This is a genomic window from Citrobacter sp. B72, assembly GCF_016894305.1.
Classification (GTDB): Bacteria; Pseudomonadota; Gammaproteobacteria; order Enterobacterales; family Enterobacteriaceae; genus Citrobacter; species Citrobacter portucalensis.
This window is the reverse complement of sequence record NZ_CP069801.1, coordinates 326,967-350,785: the sequence shown is the minus strand read 5'-3', so window position 1 is coordinate 350,785 and position 23,819 is coordinate 326,967. Positions and strand designations below refer to the sequence as shown.

The 23,819-nt window shown below is 52.7% G+C and carries 23 protein-coding genes; 9 read left to right on the top strand and 14 right to left on the bottom strand.

All coding sequences use genetic code 11. The features are described 5' to 3' along the window. Window positions 1-17: 17 nt before the first annotated feature. From dam to JQN59_RS01545, 9 genes are all read right to left on the bottom strand, one after another. Entirely contained in the window at window positions 18-854 is an 837-nt protein-coding gene (gene dam / locus JQN59_RS01585; RefSeq protein ID WP_048215408.1) for an adenine-specific DNA-methyltransferase, read from the bottom strand. Between the two features lie 117 nt (window positions 855-971). After that, window positions 972-2,276: a cell division protein DamX gene (damX, locus tag JQN59_RS01580; protein WP_149607331.1), complete on the bottom strand. Its 1,305-nt coding sequence runs from the start codon at window positions 2,274-2,276 to the stop codon at window positions 972-974. 96 nt (window positions 2,277-2,372) lie between these two features. Continuing rightward, window positions 2,373-3,461: a 3-dehydroquinate synthase gene (gene aroB, locus JQN59_RS01575; RefSeq protein ID WP_003827681.1), complete on the bottom strand. Its 1,089-nt coding sequence runs from the start codon at window positions 3,459-3,461 to the stop codon at window positions 2,373-2,375. 57 nt (window positions 3,462-3,518) lie between these two features. Continuing rightward, window positions 3,519-4,040 (bottom strand): shikimate kinase AroK, encoded by a 522-nt coding sequence (aroK, locus tag JQN59_RS01570; RefSeq protein WP_003023552.1) that lies wholly within the window; start codon window positions 4,038-4,040, stop codon window positions 3,519-3,521. 404 nt (window positions 4,041-4,444) lie between these two features. Next, the gene (gene hofQ / locus JQN59_RS01565; protein ID WP_149607332.1) at window positions 4,445-5,692 is read right to left on the bottom strand and encodes a DNA uptake porin HofQ; all 1,248 of its coding nucleotides are present in this window, start codon (window positions 5,690-5,692) and stop codon (window positions 4,445-4,447) included. Beyond that, entirely contained in the window at window positions 5,595-6,008 is a 414-nt protein-coding gene (locus JQN59_RS01560; protein WP_048227404.1) for a HofP DNA utilization family protein, read from the bottom strand. The genes hofQ and JQN59_RS01560 overlap by 98 nt, the downstream gene beginning before the upstream one ends. Continuing rightward, window positions 5,998-6,453 (bottom strand): HofO family protein, encoded by a 456-nt coding sequence (locus tag JQN59_RS01555; RefSeq protein WP_032945211.1) that lies wholly within the window; start codon window positions 6,451-6,453, stop codon window positions 5,998-6,000. Before JQN59_RS01555 ends, JQN59_RS01560 begins: the two co-directional genes overlap by 11 nt. After that, on the bottom strand, window positions 6,437-6,976 hold the full coding sequence (locus JQN59_RS01550) for a PilN domain-containing protein (protein WP_149607333.1): 540 nt from the start codon (window positions 6,974-6,976) through the stop codon (window positions 6,437-6,439). Before JQN59_RS01550 ends, JQN59_RS01555 begins: the two co-directional genes overlap by 17 nt. Next, window positions 6,973-7,755, bottom strand: a complete 783-nt coding sequence (locus JQN59_RS01545; protein ID WP_149607334.1) for a DNA utilization protein HofM — start codon at window positions 7,753-7,755, stop codon at window positions 6,973-6,975. The genes JQN59_RS01550 and JQN59_RS01545 overlap by 4 nt, the downstream gene beginning before the upstream one ends. 120 nt (window positions 7,756-7,875) lie before the next feature. On the opposite strand from JQN59_RS01545, the gene mrcA reads away from it, so the two are divergent. Further along, window positions 7,876-10,428, top strand: coding sequence for a peptidoglycan glycosyltransferase/peptidoglycan DD-transpeptidase MrcA (mrcA, locus tag JQN59_RS01540; RefSeq protein WP_188110086.1), 2,553 nt, complete (start codon window positions 7,876-7,878; stop codon window positions 10,426-10,428). A 105-nt stretch (window positions 10,429-10,533) separates the two neighbouring features. Here mrcA and nudE read toward each other — a convergent pair whose 3' ends face one another. After that, window positions 10,534-11,094: an ADP compounds hydrolase NudE gene (gene nudE / locus JQN59_RS01535; RefSeq protein WP_003827667.1), complete on the bottom strand. Its 561-nt coding sequence runs from the start codon at window positions 11,092-11,094 to the stop codon at window positions 10,534-10,536. Window positions 11,095-11,416: 322 nt separating this feature from the next. On the opposite strand from nudE, the gene igaA reads away from it, so the two are divergent. From igaA to hslO, 4 genes are all read left to right on the top strand, one after another. Next, window positions 11,417-13,552 carry an intracellular growth attenuator protein IgaA gene (gene igaA, locus JQN59_RS01530; RefSeq protein ID WP_032945218.1) on the top strand — a complete coding sequence of 712 codons (2,136 nt, stop codon included), beginning with the start codon at window positions 11,417-11,419 and terminating at the stop codon, window positions 13,550-13,552. A gap of 62 nt (window positions 13,553-13,614) precedes the next feature. Next, window positions 13,615-14,283 carry a GMP/IMP nucleotidase gene (gene yrfG, locus JQN59_RS01525; protein ID WP_003023533.1) on the top strand — a complete coding sequence of 223 codons (669 nt, stop codon included), beginning with the start codon at window positions 13,615-13,617 and terminating at the stop codon, window positions 14,281-14,283. Window positions 14,284-14,293: 10 nt separating this feature from the next. Further along, window positions 14,294-14,695: a ribosome-associated heat shock protein Hsp15 gene (gene hslR, locus JQN59_RS01520; protein ID WP_003837900.1), complete on the top strand. Its 402-nt coding sequence runs from the start codon at window positions 14,294-14,296 to the stop codon at window positions 14,693-14,695. Window positions 14,696-14,719: 24 nt separating this feature from the next. Then, entirely contained in the window at window positions 14,720-15,598 is an 879-nt protein-coding gene (gene hslO, locus JQN59_RS01515; protein ID WP_003023531.1) for an Hsp33 family molecular chaperone HslO, read from the top strand. 109 nt (window positions 15,599-15,707) lie between these two features. On the opposite strand, the gene JQN59_RS01510 is transcribed toward hslO, so the two are convergent. After that, window positions 15,708-17,426: a DUF4153 domain-containing protein gene (locus tag JQN59_RS01510; RefSeq protein WP_149607336.1), complete on the bottom strand. Its 1,719-nt coding sequence runs from the start codon at window positions 17,424-17,426 to the stop codon at window positions 15,708-15,710. Window positions 17,427-17,804: 378 nt separating this feature from the next. Here JQN59_RS01510 and pckA point away from each other — a divergent pair, with 378 nt between their 5' ends. The 3 genes from pckA (at window position 17,805) to nadS (ending at window position 20,216) form a co-directional block, all read left to right on the top strand. Beyond that, window positions 17,805-19,427 (top strand): phosphoenolpyruvate carboxykinase (ATP), encoded by a 1,623-nt coding sequence (gene pckA / locus JQN59_RS01505; protein ID WP_003023529.1) that lies wholly within the window; start codon window positions 17,805-17,807, stop codon window positions 19,425-19,427. Between the two features lie 122 nt (window positions 19,428-19,549). Next, window positions 19,550-19,867 (top strand): toxin HigB-2, encoded by a 318-nt coding sequence (locus JQN59_RS01500; protein WP_047408175.1) that lies wholly within the window; start codon window positions 19,550-19,552, stop codon window positions 19,865-19,867. 52 nt (window positions 19,868-19,919) lie between these two features. Then, complete coding sequence (gene nadS / locus JQN59_RS01495) at window positions 19,920-20,216, top strand: NadS family protein (RefSeq protein WP_048236945.1); 297 nt, start codon at window positions 19,920-19,922, stop codon at window positions 20,214-20,216. Window positions 20,217-20,557: 341 nt separating this feature from the next. On the opposite strand, the gene JQN59_RS01490 is transcribed toward nadS, so the two are convergent. The 3 genes from JQN59_RS01490 to ompR form a co-directional block, all read right to left on the bottom strand. Then, the gene (locus JQN59_RS01490; RefSeq protein WP_204528220.1) at window positions 20,558-20,893 is read right to left on the bottom strand and encodes a hypothetical protein; all 336 of its coding nucleotides are present in this window, start codon (window positions 20,891-20,893) and stop codon (window positions 20,558-20,560) included. Between the two features lie 110 nt (window positions 20,894-21,003). Then, on the bottom strand, window positions 21,004-22,356 hold the full coding sequence (envZ, locus tag JQN59_RS01485) for a two-component system sensor histidine kinase EnvZ (protein WP_003827658.1): 1,353 nt from the start codon (window positions 22,354-22,356) through the stop codon (window positions 21,004-21,006). Beyond that, window positions 22,353-23,072, bottom strand: coding sequence for an osmolarity response regulator transcription factor OmpR (gene ompR / locus JQN59_RS01480; protein WP_001157751.1), 720 nt, complete (start codon window positions 23,070-23,072; stop codon window positions 22,353-22,355). Before ompR ends, envZ begins: the two co-directional genes overlap by 4 nt. A 225-nt stretch (window positions 23,073-23,297) precedes the next feature. On the opposite strand from ompR, the gene greB reads away from it, so the two are divergent. Continuing rightward, window positions 23,298-23,771, top strand: a complete 474-nt coding sequence (greB, locus tag JQN59_RS01475) for a transcription elongation factor GreB (protein ID WP_003023524.1) — start codon at window positions 23,298-23,300, stop codon at window positions 23,769-23,771. Window positions 23,772-23,819: the final 48 nt, after the last annotated feature.

Below are 23,819 nucleotides of genomic sequence, written 5' to 3'. Positions count from 1 at the left end.
CCGCTTCTCCTTGAGATTTATTTCTTCGCAGGCGTTACAACTCCTGGTTTATACAGTGCCAGCAGTTCGTTCACCTTTTTACGCGTGCCGCCATTGCTGCTTATGCTGCGCCGCACTTTGACCTGAAAATGTTTCGCCGCTCGGTACCATTCACGGGTATCGGGCGTATCGTGGTTCGAAATTAACACCGGGATCTGCTTACTGACCAGCTTTTCTGCCATCTCGGCCAAATGCGCTTGCTCTTTCGGGCTAAAGCTGTTGGTGTGATACGCAGTGAAATTTGCCGTCGCCGAAAGTGGTGCATAAGGCGGGTCACAATAGACCACAGAGTTGCTATCCGCACGGTCCATGCACTCTTCATAGGAAAGGCAATGGAACTCCGCATTCTGCGCTTTCTCAGCAAAATGGTACAACTCGGCTTCCGGGAAGTAAGGTTTTTTATAACGCCCAAACGGGACGTTAAACTCGCCGCGCAGGTTATAACGGCACAATCCGTTGTAACCAAAGCGGTTCAGATACAAGAACAGCACTGCTCTGCGGAACGGATCCTCGCTGGCATTAAATTCTTCTCGGAACCGATAGTACACCTCAGCCTGATTGGTTTCAGGCATAAACAGCTCACGCGAAGCCTGCACATACTCATCGGTACGCGTCTTCACGATGTTATAGAGACTGATAAGGTCGCTGTTGATATCGGCAAGAATATAACGAGAAAAGTCGGTGTTGAGAAACACCGACCCGGCACCCACGAAAGGTTCAATCAGGCACTCACCCTGAGGTAAATGCCGTTTGATATCATCAAGCAGGGGGTATTTCCCCCCTGCCCATTTCAAAAAAGCGCGATTTTTTTTCATGCTGACTAACTAATTACACCTTCTCCGGCTGTGGAGAAAGCTCCGACAGCATCCTGCGCTTTAGTCTTTGTCCCGCAATTGGGCGAAACATCAAACCATTGCAGAACATATCCTATCTTACTTCAAATCGGCCTGAACCTGATGCAGCGGTTTTGCCCACGGGTTTTTCGCCTGAATATCAGCGGGTAACGTAGACACTGCACGTTTCGCATCTTCTTTAGACGCATACACGCCTGTCACCAGAACATACCACGGTTGACCGTTACGCGTCGTCTGGTACACCACGTAGTTCTTCAGGTTTTCTTTCTTCGCCCAACCGTTCAGGTTGTCGTAGTTAGAAGAACTGCTGAGCTGCAACGTGTAATGGCTGGACGGCGCAGATTTTAACGCTCCAACATTACCTGCACTTTTCGCTCCGCCAGCAACAGGCGTTGTCGTTGTTGCTGTCGCCGTTGGCGCAGGCGTTGCGGTCTGCGTTGGCGTCGCAGTTGCTTTCGGCTCAGCGGTCGCTTTCGGCGTAGCGGTTACCACAGGTGCTTTAGTTGTGGTGGTCGGCGCGGTAGCAGTTACGGTTGGTTTTGCCTGGGTAACAGGTTTCGGCTCTGTCGGCGTCGCTTTCACCGTAGTTTGCGGTTTGCTCTTCGGCTCAATTACGGCCTGTTTACGTTCCTGGCGCGTAGCAGCAGGACGCTCAGTCGTTTCCGTTTTCGCAGTCTGGCGCGCAGCATTACCATTACGCATCGGCGCAACGGTCGCAGGTTCGGTCGGCAGCGTAGAGTTAACCACAACGTTGTTAACCTGTTCCTGACCCTGTGGTTGCGTCAGAGCGTTGTTCAAATCGCCCTGCACTTCAACACGCTGCTGCCCTTCAGTTGCCGCAGGTGCCTGACCTTGAGTCGGGGTAGAGGAAATCGGTGGCAGGGAAACATCCTGCTGGGTATTGCCAGCGGTCTGCTCAGCGCCCGTTGCAGGTGTCGTTGCACTCGCCTGATCCGTTGCATTGCTGCCAGAGAGATCGATGCTCTTCTCGCCAGATGCTGCCTGCTCATTGGAAGAAGATGAGGGGGCTTTCAGCGCAGAACCAATGCCGATAATCAGCAGCAGCAGTACCAGAACACCCACGCCCATCATCATGTATTGGCGGGAGGCAGGTTTGCTGGCGGCTTTCTTACGCTTGCGCGGACGACGTTCTACACGCTCTTCATCCACGGCATCGTCATCAGATTCATACTCTTCTTCAATGTCCTGCTCTTCTTCACGCTCTTTGCGTGCACGTGCAGGACGGCGATCGTCAGCATCCAGATCAACATCATCAAAATTGATTTGCGGCTCATTATCGCGTTCAGACGATTGACGAGAACGACCAGTACGACGATCGCTGGGATCGGGTTTCAGCTCGTCTTCTGGTTTGAATTCATCCATTTAACACCCCACTCAAAGGTTAATGCTTACGACTTTGCACATAACCTGAAGCTAAAAGACCTACGTTTCGCAACGTAAGCCTGACCTTTCTTGTTGTTACGCCTGCTGGCAATCAGCAATAGCGTTAAGAACCACCTCGTGCGACACTCCGCCGCGCACTTCACTCTTCCCTATCGCTCGCGGAAGCACCAAACGAATCTCTCCCGCTAACACTTTTTTATCTCGCAGCATGTGCGGCAGATAAGCCTCGGTGGACATTTCACGCGGCCCATTCACCGGTAAGCCAGCTCGCTGTAACAGCGTAATGATGCGCTGCGTATCAGCGGAGGTGAACTGACCCAAACGTTCTGACGTACGGGCAGCCATTACCATACCTGCTGCGACTGCTTCACCATGTAACCAATTGCCATAACCCATTTCAGCTTCGATCGCATGGCCAAACGTGTGTCCCAGATTCAGTAAAGCACGTAAGCCCATTTCACGCTCGTCTGCTGCGACAACTTCTGCTTTCAGCTCACAACAACGACGGATACAGTACGCCATTGCCGGACCATCCAGACGCAGTAACGCATCCAGATTGTCTTCCAGCCAGCTGAAAAATTCACCGTCAAGAATGATGCCGTATTTGATCACTTCTGCCAGCCCCGATGCCAGCTCACGCGCAGGAAGCGTTTTCAGACAATCGAGATCCACCACCACGGATGCCGGTTGGTAAAACGCGCCAATCATGTTTTTACCGAGGGGATGGTTTACGGCGGTTTTGCCGCCAACGGAGGAGTCGACCTGCGACAACAGAGTTGTCGGGACTTGAATAAAACGAACACCACGTTGATAGCTGGCTGCCGCAAAACCGGTCAGATCGCCAATCACGCCGCCGCCAAGGGCAACTAACGTGGTATCACGACCGTGCGGTTTTTGCAGTAACGCGGTGAAAACCGTATCCAGAACCGTCAGGCTTTTATACTGCTCGCCATCGGGAAGGATAACGCTATCAACGTTAACACCCGCCTGTTCAAGTACGCCGCGAACCTTATCGAGATAAAGGGGAGCCAGGGTTTCGTTGGTCACCAACATAACCTGATCGCCCGATTTCAGCGGTAAGAATGAAGCTGGCTCATTGAACAAACCAGCCGCGATGGTGATAGGGTAACTACGTTCCCCGAGAGTGACTGTGATCCTCTCCATTACGCGACATCCACCTTAGTTACTTGTACCCGCAGACGAGTGTGTATTCAGCCAGAATTAGTTGCTTTCCAACATATGAATAATCTGGTTTGCTACGACTTTTGCGCTCTGATCGTCGGTGCGAATGGTCACGTCAGCAATCTCTTCGTACAGAGGATTGCGTTCGTCAGCCAACGCTTCCAGAACTTCACGAGGCGGTGATTCTACCTGCAGCAGCGGGCGTTTCTTGTCACGTTGAGTACGTGCAAGTTGTTTTTCAATTGTCGTTTCAAGATAGACCACGACGCCACGCGCGGAAAGACGGTTACGTGTTTCACGTGATTTTACAGAGCCACCGCCAGTTGCCAGCACAATACCCTGTTTTTCCGTCAACTCGTTGATGACTTTTTCTTCGCGATCACGGAAGCCGTCTTCACCTTCTACATCGAAGACCCAGCCCACATCAGCTCCGGTTCGTTTCTCAATCTCTTGATCAGAATCGTAAAATTCCATATTGAGTTGTTGAGCTAACTGGCGCCCAATAGTGCTTTTTCCGGCACCCATAGGCCCAACCAGAAAGATATTGCGTTTCTCTGCCATTTTTTCGGTACTACTAAGACTATTCGTTAATGGTAAACCCGCTTCGCAGACACCCAGCGCAGCAGGACATGAACTGAAACCTCATAAGATATTGCGAGAGTCAGACTGAAAATTATCTCAATACTCAAGCGGGTTTGGCAACTGAATAAATCACCAAACCTAACGCATTTCTGGTCGTGGCAGGCATGCTACCCTGCAAACATCAGACCTGGCGACGTATCGCGCAGTCAAATGACACCCAATAAGCCTATGGCTCACCACCGGAAAGGCAAAGCGTATTCACTGCCGCATAAGTAAAGAAAAGTACCGACGCTCAAATCGGTACTCCTTGTATGCTAAATACACCCTCACGTCAAATCCCTGAAACGTGTTCAGTGCAAAAACAACGGCTTTTCATGCATAAGTTATTCCGTTGAAACCAGTCTGGGCGTAATAAAGACCACTAATTCGCGCCGTTCGTCTTCTTTACCATCATGGCGAAAAAGAGAGCCAAGCCAGGGAATGTCGCCTAATAGCGGCACGCTGTCGGCTGCGGATTTATTCTTATGTGAAAAAATCCCGCCAAGCGCAATCGTCTCGCCGCTTTTTACCTCGACCTGCGTTTCAATCTCCTGCTTGTCGATAGCCAGCACTTCGCCATCTGCCTGCTGTAGAACCTGTCCGGGAACATTCTGGCTGATATGCAGTTTCAGCCTGATTCTCCCTTTCTGCAACACCGTTGGTGTTACCTCCATCCCCAGTACCGCTTCCTTGAACTCGACGGATGTCGCACCGCTTTCACCGCTGGAGACCTGATAAGGGATCTCACTGCCCTGCTTAATACTGGCAGGTTGCAGGTGAGATGCCAGTAATCGTGGACTGGCGATGATATCCAACTGCTGTTTTTGCTCCAGCGCAGACAACTCCAGTTCCAGTAAACGACCGTTAATACGGCCAATGTTAAATCCCACACGGGATGTGGCGGTGGCTACAGAAAGGTCGCTGGCGAGCGTCGTGACATTCCCAACCGCCCCCGAGTGTTGTGCGTCAGCCAGCGACCACTTCACTCCCAGCTCGCGCAAACTTTTTTCATTAATAGTCACGATATGCGCCGCCAGTTCGACCTGGGCAACCGGCAAATCCATTTCCGATACCCACTTTTCCAGGGTGTTAAGCGCAACGCTATTATCACGCAGCAGTAAGCGGTTGGTCCGTTTATCCACCGTCATGCTTCCCTTGGCACTGAGCAGCTTTTCTCCTGCTTTTGCCAGCTCGGCAGCATCGGCATAGTGCAAAATAATGCTGCGCTGCTCCAGCGGCATACTGGCCTGAATCCGCGCCTGTTCATTGTCCTGGCGGGCCGCATTTTCACTCTGCCATTGAACAGAATGTACATGCAGGATGTTTCCCTCCTGGCGTAATACCAGTCCGGCACTTTTTACCACCGTCTGCAATGCCTGCTTCCAGGGGACATCCGTCAAATGCAGCGACAGCACACCGCTGACATCTGGCGAAACCACCAGGTTTTTCTGTTCCTGTTCAGCCAGCGCCTGCAATACTTGCGTAACCGGCACATCATCGACCACCAGCGTCACGTTTTGCGGTTTCGTCGCCAGTGCGCTCGTTATCCCGACCGCCAGCGCTATTACTATCCACGCTATCCATCGCTTCATTTACCGCTCCTTGTCGTTGCCACTGCCACCGCGGCGGTTCGCAGTTTTTTTCTGTGCCGAGGGTTATGTTCTGGGCCGTTATCTGCGTAATCGTCCAACCGTTTTTCAGGACGTCATTTGGCTTAACCCGCCGCCATTTTTTCTGGCTATCCTGAACGATGCCGATGGGTCGCGTGCCCTGGCTCACCATGCCCTGAAAACGCCATGTCGACAGCTCAGCAATTTGGCAACGGTCCTCCGGCGGCAGGAAGGGATTACGCATACCGGTGAGCATCAGTACGCTCATACATGCCAACAGCCAGCGTTCAACCGTCATTCAGGCGCTCCAGCTGTAGCGTTAGCAGCAGCTCCGTGTCTTCTGCGCTAAGCGAAAATCGGCTGACGTTCATCCCCTGATCCGCCAACTGGACAAACGTCTGCGGGATAGCATCCCAGGCCGATATCAGCGCCATCTCTCCGCCTTGCGCAGAGGGTTGCCAGTGGATAAGACGAGTAAGTGAAGTCTGAAACAGTAGTGGAGAGAACAGGGTCAGTTTCTCTTCCGGCTCTGCTGGTGATGCCGCTAGCAGATAGACATCTCGCCATTGCATCTGAATAGCTGCACGTTGCTGGACCAGCGTCTCGCGTTGCATCGTCCGCTCCCGCGCTACGGGATAAAGACATAACGTCACCAGTATGAGTAGCCCCAACATCCAGCCGCACCAGCAGATGAGTCGAAAGCGCGGCGACTGCGCTAACCAGACATCACAGAGCGTTATCATGCGCGCCGCTCCGTGTCAGTCGATAGTGGAATTGCCAGCGTCCCTGCGCATCCTGCTGCGTTTCACCGGGGCTGCTCAACTGAAATAATGGCTGCTGGCGTAATTGCGCTTCCAGAGTCTTCAGCGCGGCAAAGTTCAGCGTGTTTCCCGTCAGTTCCAGCGTGTCCTGCTGCCATACCATTTTTGTTAACCACGCCTGCTCAGGCAGTAATTCCGCCAGCTCTTGCAAAACCGGCTGCCAGCTTCGGGTCTGCTCACGCTGTTTGTTCCGTACCTGCACCTGTTGCCATCGTTGCTGGCGCTGCTGCATACGCGGCTTTAGCGCCATTAAGGCCTCGACACGCGTCTTTTCGGCATCTGCCAGCAACAATTCAGCCCGATTTTCTACACTCAACACGCTGTAATAGCGCAACAACACGCCAATACTAAGCAGTAGCGAAGCGCTAAATAAGATGCCCCAGAAGCGCAGGCAAGCGTAACGCCGAGTCTGACGCCAGGGCAGAAGATTAATGGTCGCTATCATCGGTACGCGCCTCCCATAACGAGTCCCAGCGCAATGGCGAAGTGATGACTTTGCGTTGGAATGGGCGGCTGGCGTACAGACACGGCGCTCAAAGGATCGAAGCCGCCAGGGGAGCATTGCGCAATGGCTGTCGTGGGCAGAGATAATGTCGTGGCAAGCTCATCGATACTGCCAATATCGCCCGTTGATTTACGTCCCCATGCCGAACGGGTCGCCCATAACCACTGGGCGTCATCACGCCATACCAGACACTGCTGATGCTCTGGCAAGAAGGGAATAAATCGCTGTAACGCGCTGGCATCCGGTGTAATCGCCGTAACCTGCACCTTCAGGGTTTGGATAAGCGTCAGAAGCGCTGAAATCTCTTTGCTTTGCGCAGCAGTGACGTTAAACGCCGGGCTCAACGTGTCTTCGCTATAATCAAAATGCAGCGCATCCGGCGCCATATCCAGTTCACGCGCCATCGAACCAGACAACCATGCGGTTTGCTCTGGCTCGCGTAACGTCATTGTCGGACGAGGAAACTTTTTTTGTAACGTCCTGTTGGCGGGAAAAGAGAGATGAATATGGTGTCGGCGAGGAAGCTCCCGGCTCCACGGCAGCAGCGCGGCGACCAGCTGTTCAGGCTCGCGAATGTGGCCATCGACGATAGCCTGAGGCGTCAGCGGTATACGCCACCAGCGTTGCAGATACCAACCTGATGCTTCGCGAACGATAGCGACAGCCAGCGCTTCATGTTGCTGAATATGCAGACCAATTTTCCAGATATTGAAAGCCATTGCTGATGATCTCCTTATCACCCGTCGCTTTAACGGGTATATCAATGCGTCTGGCTTGCCTTTATACTACCGCGCGTTTGTTTATAAACTGCCCAAATGCCACTAAATGGGAAATCTCCAGTGAAGTTCGTAAAGTATTTATTAATCCTTGCAGTATGTTGCATCCTGCTGGGAGCAGGCTCGATTTATGGCCTTTATCGCTATATCGAGCCGCAATTACCTGACGTCGCGACGCTCAAAGATGTGCGTTTACAGATCCCGATGCAGGTTTACAGCGCTGACGGCGAGCTAATCGCGCAATATGGCGAGAAACGTCGAATCCCGGTCACGCTGGATCAGATGCCGCCGGTAATGGTTAAAGCCTTTATCGCCACAGAAGACAGCCGCTTTTATGAGCACCATGGGGTAGACCCGGTGGGGATCTTCCGTGCGGCCGGCGTCGCATTGTTCTCTGGTCACGCGTCGCAAGGGGCGAGTACCATTACCCAACAGTTGGCGAGAAACTTCTTCCTGAGCCCGGAACGTACGCTGATGCGTAAGATCAAAGAAGTGTTCCTGGCGATCCGCATTGAACAACTGCTGAGTAAAGATGAGATCCTCGAACTGTATCTGAACAAGATCTATCTGGGGTATCGCGCCTATGGCGTGGGTGCTGCCGCGCAGGTCTATTTCGGTAAGACGGTGGATCAACTCAGCTTAAGTGAAATTGCGGTGATTGCTGGTCTGCCAAAAGCGCCGTCAACCTTCAACCCGCTCTATTCGATGGACCGTGCAACCGCGCGACGTAACGTTGTACTGTCGCGTATGTTGAGCGAAAACTACATCACGCAGGCCCAGTACGATCAGGCGCGCGGCGAGGCCATTGACGCCAACTACCACGCGCCGGAAATCGCGTTCTCTGCACCGTATCTGTCTGAAATGGTGCGCCAGGAGATGTATAACCGTTATGGCGAAAAAGCCTATGAAGACGGGTATCGCATCACCACCACCATTACGCGCAAAGTACAGCAGGCAGCTCAGCAGGCAGTACGTAACAACGTGATGGATTACGACATGCGCCACGGCTACCGCGGCCCGTCGAACGTGCTGTGGAAAGTGGGCGAAAGCAGTTGGGACAGCAAGAAAATTACCGATACGCTGAAAGCGCTGCCGACTTATGGCCCCCTGCTGCCGGCGGTTGTTACCAGCGCCAATCCACAGGAAGCCATTGCCGCGCTGGCGGATGGTACATCAGTGTCATTACGGATGGATGGTATGCGCTGGGCGCGTCCTTACCGTTCGGATACTCAACAAGGCCCAACGCCGCGTAAAGTGACCGACGTAGTACAGACTGGTCAGCAAATCTGGGTACGCCAGGTGGGAGATGCCTGGTGGCTGGCGCAAGTGCCGGACGTCAACTCCGCCCTGGTCTCCATCAATCCACAAAACGGCGCGGTGCTGGCGCTGGTTGGTGGTTTTGACTTCAACCAGAGCAAGTTTAACCGTGCAACCCAGGCGCTACGCCAGGTGGGCTCCAACATCAAGCCATTCCTGTATACCGCCGCGATGGATAAAGGTCTGACGCTGGCGAGCATGCTCAACGACGTGCCAATCTCCCGCTGGGATGCCGGTGCTGGTTCTGACTGGCAGCCGAAGAACTCCCCGCCGCAGTACGCCGGTCCTATCCGCTTACGTCAGGGGCTGGGTCAGTCGAAAAACGTAGTGATGGTACGCGCCATGCGCGCTATGGGCGTGGATTACGCGGCAGAGTATTTGCAACGTTTCGGTTTCCCGGCACAGAACATTGTGCATACCGAGTCACTGGCGCTGGGTTCGGCTTCGTTCACGCCGTTGCAGGTGGCGCGCGGTTACGCGGTGATGTCTAATGGCGGCTTCCTGGTCGATCCGTATTTCATCAGTAAGATTGAAAGCGATATGGGCGGCGTTATCTTCGAAGCGAAGCCGAAAATTGCCTGCCCGGAATGCGATATTCCGGTGATATATGGCGATACCCAGAAATCTAATGTGCTGGAAAACAGTAACGTAGAAGATGTCGCCGTCTCGCAAGAACAGCAGAATGCCGCCGTGCCTATGCCGCAACTTGAGCAGGCAAACCAGGCTCTGGTCGCGCAAAGCGGCACACAGGAGTACGCTCCGCACGTGATCAACACGCCGCTGGCCTTCCTGATTAAAAGCGCGCTGAACACCAATATCTTTGGTGAACCAGGCTGGATGGGAACCGGTTGGCGCGCAGGTCGCGATTTACAGCGTCATGATATCGGTGGGAAAACCGGGACCACCAACAGCTCTAAAGATGCGTGGTTCTCCGGTTACGGACCAGGGGTAGTAACGTCGGTATGGATCGGCTTTGATGACCATCGCCGCAACCTTGGTCATACAACGGCTTCCGGCGCGATCAAAGACCAAATCTCCGGCTACGAAGGCGGTGCGAAGAGTGCGCAGCCTGCATGGGATGCTTACATGAAATCCGTGCTGGAAGGTGTGCCTGAACAGCCACTGACGCCACCGCCGGGTATCGTGACGGTCAATATCGATCGCAGTACCGGTCAACTGGCGAGCGGCGGTAACAGCCGTGCAGAGTATTTCATTGAAGGTACTCAGCCAACGCAGCAGGCGGTACACGAGGTAGGGACAACCATTATCGATAATGGTGAGACACACGAACTGTTCTGATCGATTGCCGGATGGCGCTTCGCTTATCCGGCCTACAATTTCGGTACAATTATTTGATCTTCCGGAATTTTGTAGGCTGGATAAGGTATCAGTTGGCAATCGTAATTAAAGCCGTCCCTGCCCTTTCAGCCATTCACGGACGAGGAACAGCGCACTGACATTACGTGCTTCATGAAAATCAGGATCTTCCAGTAGGTCCATCAAATGCGCCAGCGGCCAGCGCACCTGCGGTAATGGCTCGGGTTCATCACCCTCCAGCGATTCAGGATATAAGTCCTCTGCCACCACGATGTTCATCTTGCTGGAGAAATAAGATGGCGCCATGCTGAGTTTCTTTAAAAACGTCAGATCTTTTGCGCCAAACCCCACCTCTTCTTTCAGCTCCCGATTCGCCGCCTCAAACACGCTTTCGCCAGGATCGATTAATCCCTTGGAAAAACCCAGTTCGTAGGACTCCGTCCCGACCGCGTACTCGCGAATAAGGATCAGATGGTCGTCAACAATCGGCACAATCATTACCGCTTCACGCGTGGATGGACGCATACGTTCATAAACGCGGCGTACACCATTGCTGAACTCAAGGTCCACGCTTTCGACCTTAAACAGCCGGGATTGGGCGACGGTTTCCACTTTCAAAATCGTGGGTTTCTGTAATGATTTGCTCATTGTGAGGATCTATGCTGTGAAATCTGGGGTTATTGTGCGATATACCGCACGGTTTCGGCAATGTGAATTGCCGTTTATTTACATTTATGTAACGTACTAAAAGTTAATCCCTATTTCAAATTAAAAGTCAATAGGTTGAAATAACTCCAGGAATTTGCTGATATTCCATTTTTGGTGATTTTGCTATGATTCGCATTTACTGGGCTGTACTTAAAGATGCTCAAGTTCGACTCCACACTTGCCGATAGCCAACCACAGAATCACGAATATTGAACAGGGTGCGACTGACCACGCCTGACAGACTAAGTAAGATGGGGAAAGCATGAGCACCATTCTGATTTTTTTAGCTGCTTTGCTGGCCTGCTCATTGCTTGCAGGATGGCTACTCAAATCAAAATCCAGGCAGAAAAATTTACCCTTGAGCAGCGTCTTCTCAGACGCCTCGAAACGTAAACTCACACCTGAAGAACGCAGCGCAGTCGAAAACTATCTCGAAAGCCTTAGTCAAATTCAGCAAGTTCCTGGTCCAACAGGAGCCAGTGCTGCGCCGGTCTCATTAACGTTGAATGCCCAAAGTAATAGCGTCATCGTGCTTACTCGTTCGATTACACGTTACGGCATTACCACCGACGATCCTAACAAATGGCGCTACTATCTTGATTCCGTTGAGGTACATCTTCCCCCTTTCTGGGAACAATACATCAACGACGAAAACAGCGTTGAGATAATCCACACCAATACGATACCGCTGGTTATCTCGTTGAACGGCCATACGCTGCAGGAATATATGCAGGAAGCGCGAGGTTATGCGTTACAGCACACCGCTTCTACCCAGGCTTCCATTCGTGGTGAAGAAAGTGAGCAGATTGAACTGCTGAATATTCGCCAGGAAACCCATGAAGAATATGCGCTCAGCCGCCCTTCGGGATTGCGCGAGGCGTTGCTGATAACCGCCTCATTCCTGCTGTTCTTTTTCTGTTTGGTTATCCCGAACACGTTTGTTCCGTGGGCAGTTGGTGGCGCGGTATTGCTGTTAGCTGCGGGTCTGTGGGGATTGTTCGCCCCGCCGTCTAAAAGCGCCCTGCGGGAAATTCATTGTCTGCGCGGTACGCCGCGTCGCTGGGGATTGTTTGGCGAAAACGACCAGGAACAAATTAATAATATCTCGCTGGGTATTATTGATCTGATCTACCCACCTCACTGGCAACCTTACATCGCCCAAGACCTTGGCCAGCAAACGGATATCGATATTTATCTCGATCGCCACGTTGCCCGCCAGGGGCGTTTTTTATCTCTGCACGATGAAGTGAAAAACTTCCCGTTACAGCACTGGCTGCGCAACGCCGTCATCGCAGGCGGCTCGTTGCTGGTACTACTGATGCTGCTGTTTTGGATCCCGCTGGATATGCCGATAAAGGTCACGCTCTCCTGGATGAAGGGCGCGCAAACTATCGAAGCCACCAGCGTTAAACAGCTCGAAAACGCGGGCGTTCGCGTGGGTGACACGCTGCACCTGAGTGGTACGGGTATGTGTAACATTCATACCCAAGGGAGCTGGAATGCGCAGCCTGCCACGCCGTTTATGCCTTTCGATTGCTCGCAAATTATCTGGAATGACGCGCGCGCATTGCCGCTGCCTGAGTCTGACCTGGTGAATAAGGCTACCGCCCTCACGCAGGCAGTGAGCCGTCAGCTGCATCCCAAACCTGACGATGACTCTCGCGTCAGCGCATCGCTACGCTCGGCAATCCAAAAGTCCGGCATGGTGTTACTGGACGATTTTGGTGAGATTGTCCTGAAAACGGCCGATCTGTGTGCAGCCAAAGATGAATGTGTACGCTTAAAGAATGCACTGGTTAACCTCGGTAACAGTAAAGACTGGGCCGCGCTGGTGAAACGGGCAAACGCAGGCAAACTGGATGGCGTGAACGTGCTGCTGCGTCCGGTAAGCGCAGAGTCGTTGGATAATCTGGTGAATACCTCTACAGCACCGTTTATTTCACGCGAGACTGCACGAGCAGCCCAGGCGCTGAATAGCCCTGCTCCCGGCGGTTTCCTGATTATCAGCGACGAAGGCAGCGATCTGGTCGATCAGCCGTGGCCGACGACCTCGCTATATGACTATCCGCCTCAGGAACAGTGGAACGCCTTCCAGCGCCTGGCACAGATGCTAATGCAGACGCCGTTTCGCGCGGAGGGGATCGTCACCAATATTTCGACTGACGCCAATGGTACCCAGCACATTGGCCTGCACCGTATCCCGGATCGTTCAGGATTATGGCGCTACCTTGGCACGACGCTGCTGATGTTCTCCATGCTCGGATGCGCTATCTACAACAGCATACAGGCATTCAGACGCTACCAGCGTCACCGCACCCGCATCGCGGAAATTCAGAGCTACTATGAAAGTTGCCTCAATCCAACACTGATTGACAACCCGGAAAGCCTGATTCGATAACACGCTCGCGCGCCAGGATATGCTACCCTGTCGCGCATCATGTTTTCTTCTGGGGAGTTTCCATGCATATCAATATTGCCTGGCAGGATGTCGACACCGTGTTGTTAGATATGGACGGCACGCTGCTCGACCTGGCATTCGATAACTATTTCTGGCAAAAACTGGTGCCGGAAACCTATGGCGCGAAGCAGGGTATCTCTCCTCAGGAAGCTCAGGACTATATTCGTCAGCAGTATCATGCCGTGCAGCATACGCTAAACTGGTATTGCCTGGATTACTGGAGCGAGTGCCTGGATCTGGATATTTGCGCCATGACCACGGAACAGGGACCGCGCGCCGTTTTGCGCGAAGATACCGTACCGTTTCTTGATGCCTTAAAAGCCAGCGGCAAGCGCCGCATTTTGCTCACCAACGCGCATCCGCATAATCTGGCGGTGAAGCTTGAGCATACCGGTCTGGCCTCACACCTTGATTTATTACTTTCCACCCACACATTTGGTTATCCCAAAGAGGATCAGCGGTTATGGCACGCTGTGGCTGAAGAAACGGGAATGAGTGCAGAGAAGACGCTGTTTATTGACGACAGCGAACCCATTCTCGACGCCGCTGCTCTGTACGGTATTCGTTACTGCCTCGGCGTAACCAATCCCGACTCCGGCATCGCCGAAAAACAGTACGCACGCCATCCGTCACTGAATGACTACCGCCGACTGATCCCCTCACTGATGTGAAGGAGACGCCATGAAAGAAAAGCCCTCTGCTGAAGTCAGGCTGGATAAATGGCTGTGGGCTGCACGCTTTTACAAAACGCGTGCGCTAGCCCGCGAAATGGTTGAAGGCGGTAAGGTGCACTACAACGGCCAGCGCAGTAAGCCAAGCAAGATTGTCGAGCTGAACGCCACCCTCACCCTGCGCCAGGGAAATGACGAACGAACGGTCATTATCAAGGCCATTACCGAGCAGCGTCGCCCGGCAACGGAAGCCGTTACGCTGTATGAAGAAACCGCGGAAAGCGTGGAAAAACGCGAAAAAATGGCGCTGGCGCGTAAACTTAACGCGTTAACCATGCCGCACCCGGACAGACGACCGGACAAGAAAGAGCGCCGCGACCTGTTACGATTTAAACACGGCGACAGCGAGTGACTGTCACCTGCAAGAGAGATGATTATGCCGCAACATGACCAATTACATCGTTATCTGTTTGAAAACTTTGCCGTGCGCGGCGAGCTGGTGACCGTTTCGGAAACCCTGCAACAGATCCTCGAAAATCATACTTACCCGCAGCCGGTCAAAAACGTGCTGGCTGAGCTGCTGGTTGCCACCAGCCTGCTCACCGCCACGCTGAAGTTTGCCGGTGATATCACTGTGCAGTTGCAGGGTGATGGTCCGCTGAGCCTGGCCGTCATCAACGGCAACAACAACCAGCAGATGCGCGGCGTGGCCCGCATGCAGGGTGATATTCCTGAAGATGCCGATCTGAAAACGCTGGTGGGCAACGGTTACCTGGTGATCACCATTACCCCGGAAGAAGGCGAGCGTTATCAAGGCGTGGTCGGTCTGGAAGGTGACACGCTGGCAGCGTGTCTGGAAGATTACTTCATGCGTTCTGAACAGCTGCCGACACGCCTGTTCATCCGCACTGGCGACGTCGATGGCAAACCCGCTGCTGGCGGAATGCTGCTGCAGGTAATGCCGGCGCAAAACGCACAGGCAGATGATTTCGATCACCTGACCGCCCTGACCGAAACCATCAAAGCCGAAGAGCTGCTGACGCTGCCGGCCAACGAAGTGCTGTGGCGCCTGTACCACGAAGAAGAGGTTACTCTCTACGATCCACAGGACGTTGAGTTCAAATGCACCTGTTCACGCGAACGCTGCGCAGGCGCACTGAAAACGTTGCCGGACGAAGAAGTGGACAGCATTCTGGCGGAAGAAGGCGAGATCGATATGCACTGCGATTACTGCGGTAGTCACTATCTGTTTAACGCCATGGATATTGCTGAGATCCGCAGCAATGCCTCCCCTGCCGATCCCCAGGTGCATTAATCACTGTCTTGCCTGATGGCACGGCGCTTATCAGGCCTACGGAAAAACTGTCGTAGGCCGGATAAGGCGTTCGCGCTGCCATCCGGCAAAAACGATGTCGGCAACACACTCACTCGGTGTAATAAGTCATCGGCAGTCTTTTGCCATCAATAGTGATATCCCGCCAGATTCTGGGGGCTGAGCCCAGTTGCTGATTCGCCACCGCCTGCAGCAATTTATCCTTATTGAATCCTTCAGGTAGCCTGGCAACAGCTAACAAATCCCATTTGTTTTTTTGCACGCCGAAGACCAGACTCTCCCCATCGCCAAAGGCATATAACACCTGCTCAGGATGACCATCCGCATTGAGGTCCTGACTCACCAGTACGCACGCATTCTGCTCAGCACAAGAGGTGATGCGATACCCCTGTGTTTTGACAAACGCCCAGAACGCATCGTCTGGCTTCTGGCTCCCCGGAGCAATCACAACCTTCGATACTAACTGTGTTGCGGTTAGCTCTTTAACCGGATCCCGGCGCCCTTGCAGCAGAGAAATCAAGTCGCGTCTGCGTTTACTGTCTTGATTAAACGCCACATCTTTTTGTAATGCTTCCAACGCTGCGCGCCCCGGTTTTCCGCTGTGATCCAACATATACAGGCTGACTTGATCCGGTTTAATTTTTCCGCTGTGATACAGCCTCATATGGCTGTTAACGCTGATGCGCCAGGCATCAATAACCGGCGATGACAGCAGAACCAACAGCCCCAACGCCAGCAACGAAACGCCAAGAATGACCGGCCCCAGAAGCTCAAGTGGATTGCGCCCGCGGCGCAAAATGCTGGCCAGATAGCCAAACGACCATACCAGCAGTACCACGACCACCAGCACGCCATACAAACGCTCAGGCGTCCAACCGTACTGTTGTATTCGCACCCACAGTGACCAACCGGCAATCAGCATATAGATAGGCGCGACAATCAGAGAGCATTTGATCAGATAGCGTAACGCGCCAGGATAGGGTAACGCCTCTTTTTGCGGTTCACGCACAATAGCCATCAACAGCAACAGGAGCAGCGTCAGCGTTGACATCAACCCGGCCGCAGACACGCGTTGCGAAATAGCCTCCAGCCCGGTGAAGGGTAAGGTCAGTATGAACATCAGCGCCAACAGCGCGACCAGAGGTAACAGACCGGTGGCGATAAACGTCAGTAATTTTTGTACCGCCGTGACCAGACGCGACTGTGTTCGGGCCAGTACCACTGCCAGTGCGGTAATCAGACCAAAGGCCACATAGCCAAACCAGTCAGTATCAAAGAAGAGCGTGCTGAAGAAGGGAATACCGACCAGCTTAAACATCTCGCTCCATAGAAGGAGCACCAGCCAGAACAAACCGTTGGCGACAAAGACAATCAGCAACGTCAACGCATTAAGCCACAATTGCCGATAAAAATGCGGGTAACGCGCCTGCTCACGAGAGACATGAAGCGAGTACTGAATCCAGGGCAAAGCAAGCATCGCTATCAGCAGTAAGCGCCAACCATAGAACATAAAAACTTCATGTTGCCGCCACTTATCACTGTCCTCGACTTGCCACTTTAGCCAGACACTCATCGCCAGCACGACAACAAAGATCAGCGCCATCCAGTACCACAGCGCGCGTTGTTTGAAAGAAACAACAGTAAGTAAAAGAGCCGAGGTGATCGCAATCGTCGCAGGCATGCCATAGAACAGCCAGCCGTCATTATGGGGCACCAGATATGTCATCAGCAGATAGCATAATGTCCCCTGCAACAGGCCGATGAATATCATGCCCCAACGCGTCGTACGTGAAATTTCAGCACTATCCATGTCAGTATCCAGAATGAAGGGAAAAGCTAATTATCGCATCAACTTCACAATTTTGAGCATTGATAGAGCGATTTCAGACCACGACGACGGGAAGTGAATCGATATTGTTTATGTATAACCCACATTCATTTCTTACGTGAATGCGATTACACTCACAAGATTCCCGCCAAAAACACTCTCCATTAACGTTTTAAGAACATTTTCCACAACAAAAAAGGGTTTCCTGCCATAATATCTGCCTCTTTGTGACAGGAGTCGCAGCGCATTCGGTCGCCCGTGATTTTCCCGGATGCGTAAATCTATGAGCCTTGTCGCGGTTAACAATCCCTAAAAAACCTTACTATTCCAGGTAATACATATTGGCTAAGGAGCAGTGAAATGCGTGTGAACAACAGTTTAACCCCGCAAGATCTCAAGGCTTATGGTATCAATGACGTTCAGGATATCGTTTACAATCCAGACTACGACACGCTTTTCCAGGAAGAACTTGATCCAAACCTGGAAGGTTATGAACGTGGCGTGTTAACGAATCTGGGCGCCGTTGCCGTTGATACCGGTATCTTTACCGGACGTTCGCCAAAGGATAAGTACATTGTCCGTGACGACACCACGCGCGACACGCTGTGGTGGTCCGACAAAGGTAAAGGTAAGAACGACAACAAACCGCTCTCCCCGGAAACCTGGCAGCATCTGAAAGGATTAGTCACCCAGCAACTTTCCGGCAAGCGCCTGTTTATCATTGATGCTTTCTGCGGCGCTAACGCCGATACCCGTCTTTCCGTGCGCTTCATTACCGAAGTTGCCTGGCAGGCGCATTTTGTCAAAAACATGTTCATCCGCCCAAGCGACGAAGAGCTGGTTGATTTCAAACCTGATTTCATCGTGATGAACGGCGCTAAATGCACCAACCCGCAGTGGAAAGAGCAGGGTCTGAACTCCGAAAACTTCGTGGCTTTCAACCTGACTGAGCGTATCCAGTTGATTGGCGGTACCTGGTACGGCGGCGAAATGAAGAAAGGTATGTTCTCCGTAATGAACTACCTGCTGCCGCTGAAAGGCATTGCCTCCATGCACTGCTCAGCAAACGTTGGGGAAAAAGGCGATGTGGCAGTCTTCTTTGGCCTGTCCGGCACCGGTAAAACCACGCTGTCCACCGACCCGAAACGTCGCCTGATTGGCGATGACGAACACGGCTGGGATGACGACGGTGTGTTTAACTTCGAAGGCGGTTGCTACGCGAAGACCATCAAACTGTCTAAAGATGCCGAGCCGGAAATCTACAACGCGATCCGTCGTGACGCGCTGCTGGAAAACGTCACCGTGCGCGAAGATGGTTCCATCGATTTCGATGATGGTTCAAAAACTGAGAACACCCGCGTTTCCTACCCGATTTATCACATCGATAATATCGTTAAGCCGGTGTCAAAAGCGGGCCATGCTACCAAAGTGATCTTCCTGACCGCCGACGCATTTGGCGTGCTGCCGCCGGTTTCTCGCCTGACCGCAGACCAAACACAGTACCACTTCCTGTCTGGCTTCACCGCCAAACTGGCCGGTACCGAACGCGGCGTCACCGAACCGACCCCAACCTTCTCAGCCTGCTTCGGCGCAGCATTCCTGTCTCTGCACCCAACGCAGTACGCAGAAGTGCTGGTGAAACGTATGCAGGCGGCAGGTGCGCAGGCGTATCTGGTTAACACCGGCTGGAACGGTACCGGCAAGCGTATCTCTATCAAAGATACCCGTGCGATTATCGACGCAATCCTGAACGGTTCGCTGGATGACGCGGAAACGTTCCGTCTGCCAATGTTTGACCTGGCTATCCCGACCGAGCTGCCGGGTGTGGACACTCGCATTCTCGATCCGCGTAATACCTACGCATCTCCGGAGCAGTGGCAGGAAAAAGCCAATGCACTGGCGAAACTGTTTATCGAGAACTTCGAGAAATATACCGATACCCCTGCGGGTGAAGCGCTGGTTAGCGCCGGACCGAAGCTGTAATTTTTGATTCGTTATATAGCCCCTTATCCGAGAGGATAAGGGGTTTTTTATTGTGTCTATCTTTTAAAATGTACTCCGTACACCTATAATCTGTACTATCAACCCCATGCGCAGGACGCGCTATGTTCACATTTATTGAGCTACAAGGATTTAGTAAACGCCGTCCGTTACTTTTGCCTGACGATGAGTTTCGCGCCTTTCAAGAGACGCTTATAGAGAACCCTGAGGCTGGAGATACTATCGCTGGTACAGGTGGATTCAGAAAAATTCGCTGGAGCCGCTCTGGTATGGGCAAACGCAGCGGTATTAGGGTTATTTATTACAACGTGACGCGCAAAGGTCGAATCTATCTCGCTTTGCTCTATCCTAAAAATGAACAGGATGATTTAACCGAAGAGCAAAAAAGAGTTTTAATGCACTTATCCAATATGCTGATTTAATCATGGGAATTTTAATCATCAGGACACCGCTATCCGGTGTGGTGAGGCCAAAATGAAAGACGAATTATTTGCCGATTTGCTGGCCAGTGCAGAAGAAATGGTGCGTATAGAGAAGGGTGAAGAAACACCTAAGCCTGAACATGTACATACCTTTAGCGAAATTGATGTTAAAGCCATCCGCGAAGCAACAGGGTTACGCCAACAGGATTTTGCCATCGCCGTTGGCGTGAGTTATGACCTGGTTAAAAGCTGGGAAACGAAACGACGCCAGCCCACAGGAGCACCCAGAAAACTGCTTTTATTAATTCAAAGAAATCCTTTTATAATTAATCAATTAAAAGCAATTTAAGTCCGTTATTTTACGGCCTATCCCGCAAACAAAAAGGGAGGCATTTCGCCTTAATGCCAGTCAGTTAGCGCCTCAGTTTCAGTAAACTGGCGGAGGTAAAGAACATGCTATCCCGGAGATAGAGTTCCGTTCACCTCATGCTCATTGTTTCTCTGAAACACGGATTCCCGTGAACGTGTAAAGGGCGTTTTCCGCCACGCCCTTTACAATCCCGGCTCCCGGCGGGAAAATTGTTGCTACGCAATACCCTCCGCTTATTCCTCCAGGCTTCCGGGCCGGGCGCGAGGAAGCGTCCCTGCAAAGCGCGCCCTGAGCCAGCATCCATGCTGGCTCTCCCGGCCTTACGGAAACACGTCGGCAATTTTCAGCCAGACCAGCCACGCCTGACCACCTGAGCTTTTACTTGAATACCTGTGAACAGCAAAACAGATATAGCTGAAAGCCAGAGCGCTGAAGCGACACCCTGGTCCGGCTGAAAATCGATGAGGCGTTGACGGCTGACCGGGACTGCCCGCAGGGATGCGGGCAGAGGGGATGGCCTGCATGGATGCAGGCTCGGCCCCGACCCGACAGGCAGACGGCATAAGACGAATAACTCGCGCAGCGACGATTTTCCCGCCGGGAGCCTGGGTTGCAAGGGAGGCGGCGGTGAGCCTTCCTTGCACGTTCACGGGCATCAGCGCTTCAGAGAAATGACATCGCTGAGGTGAACGGAACCCTGAGCAAGAATCACATGTTCACCATACATGCTTAACTGACGAGCATTAAGGCATTTCGCCTCTCTTTGTTATGCGTCTTTCGTGTTGCCCGGTGCGCGAGTGAAGGGAACCGGAAGCCATGCACGAATCGACAACCCACCGCGTTCACTGGTACCAATCTCCAGCATACCGTTATGGTTATCAATAATACGCTGCACAATCGCCAGCCCCAGGCCCGTGCCGCTGGTACTGCGCGCGCTGTCGCCGCGGACAAACGGCTGGAACAGGTGCTTACGCTGCTCCGGCTTGATGCCCGGACCATCATCCTCTACCTGAAACCAGGCGCGATGCTGCTCCATTCCGCTACTGACCTTAATCCAGCCGTTGCCGTAGCGGGCGGCGTTAACCACCATATTGGCAACCGCACGCTTGATCGACAGCGGGTGCATCTTCACCTGAATGCTGCCCGGCAGCAGCGCAGTTTCGATTTCACGTTCGTAGCCGCTTTCTGCCGCAACCACTTCACCCAGCACCGAGTTCAGATCTGCCATCTCCATTGGCATCTCCTGACCGGTACGCAGGTAATCGATGAACTGCTCGATGATGGCATTACACTCTTCGATGTCCTTATTGATGGACTCCGCAAGATAACCGTCCTCTTCGCCCATCATTTCCGTCGCCAGACGAATACGCGTCAGCGGGGTACGTAAATCGTGGCTCACGCCTGCCATTAACAGCGTACGGTCATCGGCCAGCTGCTTCACACCCGCGGCCATATGGTTAAAGGCTCGGGTTACGGAGCGCACCTCTGAAGCACCATACTCACGCAACGGCGGCGGAATGATACCTTTCCCCACCTGCAGCGCCGCATGTTCAAGATCCACCAATGGCCGGTTCTGGATACGGATAAACAGCCACGCCCCACCGATAGCCAGCAGCATAATCGCCAGCGTATAGCGGAACAGTGGTGAAAAATCGCCCTGATGAATTTCCGTAAGCGGCACGCGTACCCAGATATTGGGCGACAGCCAGGTTTTCAGCCACACGACCGGCGAGCTTTTGTTGACCTCAACGCGGACTTCCGTTGGGCCACCCAGCTGCTGCGCCATCTGATGGCTTAAGAATTCATAGTGTTGCGCCCAACGCAGTCCGGCCTCTTCAGCGGCCTCGTTGGAATAGAGGGAAATACCCAGCTCACGATAAATTTCCCGGCGGAATGCGGGCGGCACCACCAGTTGCGTACCGTCCTCCAGTTGCAGTTTATCGGTCATCAGCATACGAACTTCGTACGCCAGGACCTTATTAAACTGCTGGAGGCTCGGCAGAATCGCGAAGTTCAGCACTACCAGGTATGTCGTCACCAGGCTGGCAAACAGCAAGGTGACGATGAGCAATAACGTGCGGGCAAACGAACTTCGTGGTGAGAAGCGCATTCGCCTCATGCTTTAGAACCGTCCGGAACAAAGACATAGCCCAGACCCCATACGGTCTGAATGTAGCGTGGATGAGCCGGATCTTCTTCCACCATGCGGCGCAGACGGGAGATCTGGACGTCGATAGAACGTTCCATCGCAGAATATTCACGACCACGGGCGAGGTTCATCAGCTTGTCTCGCGACAGCGGCTCGCGCGGGTGGCTTACCAGCGCTTTCAGTACCGCAAATTCCCCGCTGGTGAGCGGCATCGGCTCATCTTCGCGGAACATTTCACGCGTACCGAGGTTCAGCTTGAACTTACCAAAAGCGATAACCGCTTCTTCCTGAGAAGGTGCGCCCGGCAGTTCATTCGCCTGACGACGCAGGACTGCGCGAATACGTGCCAGCAGCTCACGCGGGTTAAACGGTTTCGGGATGTAATCGTCGGCACCGATTTCCAGCCCTACGATACGGTCAACTTCTTCACCCTTCGCTGTGACCATAATGATCGGCATCGGGTTGCTCTGGCTGCGCAGGCGACGGCAAATAGACAGGCCATCTTCTCCCGGCAGCATTAAATCCAGCACCATCAGGTGAAAGGACTCACGGGTCAGCAGACGATCCATCTGCTCAGCGTTTGCGACGCTTCGAACCTGGAAGCCCTGCTCGGTCAGATAACGCTCCAGAAGCGCACGCAAGCGCATGTCGTCATCGACCACCAGAATCTTATAGTTCTCTTGCATTGTTATTACTCCCAAAGGTTCGCAACAATTAAGTGTATATTCTTAAGAAAGCTAACGTGAGTCACCAGCGAATTCTGGTATGAATTCCAGGCTAAATTGTTACAAAGCATATTAAACAGCAGCTTAAGTATACAATGTTTCTCGCAATACATTATTTATTCTGTTGATATGCTCACGTAATACTAATTGTGCGCATCATCACAGAGTCGAAGGTAAAACAATAAGATGAAAACGCCCCTGATAACCCGTGAAGGGTATGAAAAACTTAAACAAGAGCTGAATTATCTCTGGCGTGAAGAGCGCCCGGAAGTCACCAAAAAAGTTACCTGGGCCGCAAGTCTGGGTGACCGCAGCGAAAATGCCGACTACCAGTATAATAAAAAGCGCCTGCGTGAGATCGACCGCCGCGTCCGTTATTTGACCAAGTGCATGGAGAATCTAAAAATCGTCGATTACTCCCCGCAGCAGGAAGGCAAAGTCTTCTTTGGCGCATGGGTTGAGATTGAAAATGACGATGGCGACATCCGCAAATTCCGTATTGTTGGCTACGATGAGATCTTCGGTCGTAAAGATTACATCTCAATCGACTCACCAATGGCGCGGGCGCTATTGAAAAAAGAGGTCGGCGATCTCGCAGTAGTAAACACCCCAGGTGGCGAAGCCAGCTGGTACGTGAACGAGATTGAATACGTGAAGTGAGACCGGAACAATCCGAAGCCCCGGCAGATGGCTGGCATTTTTGCCAGT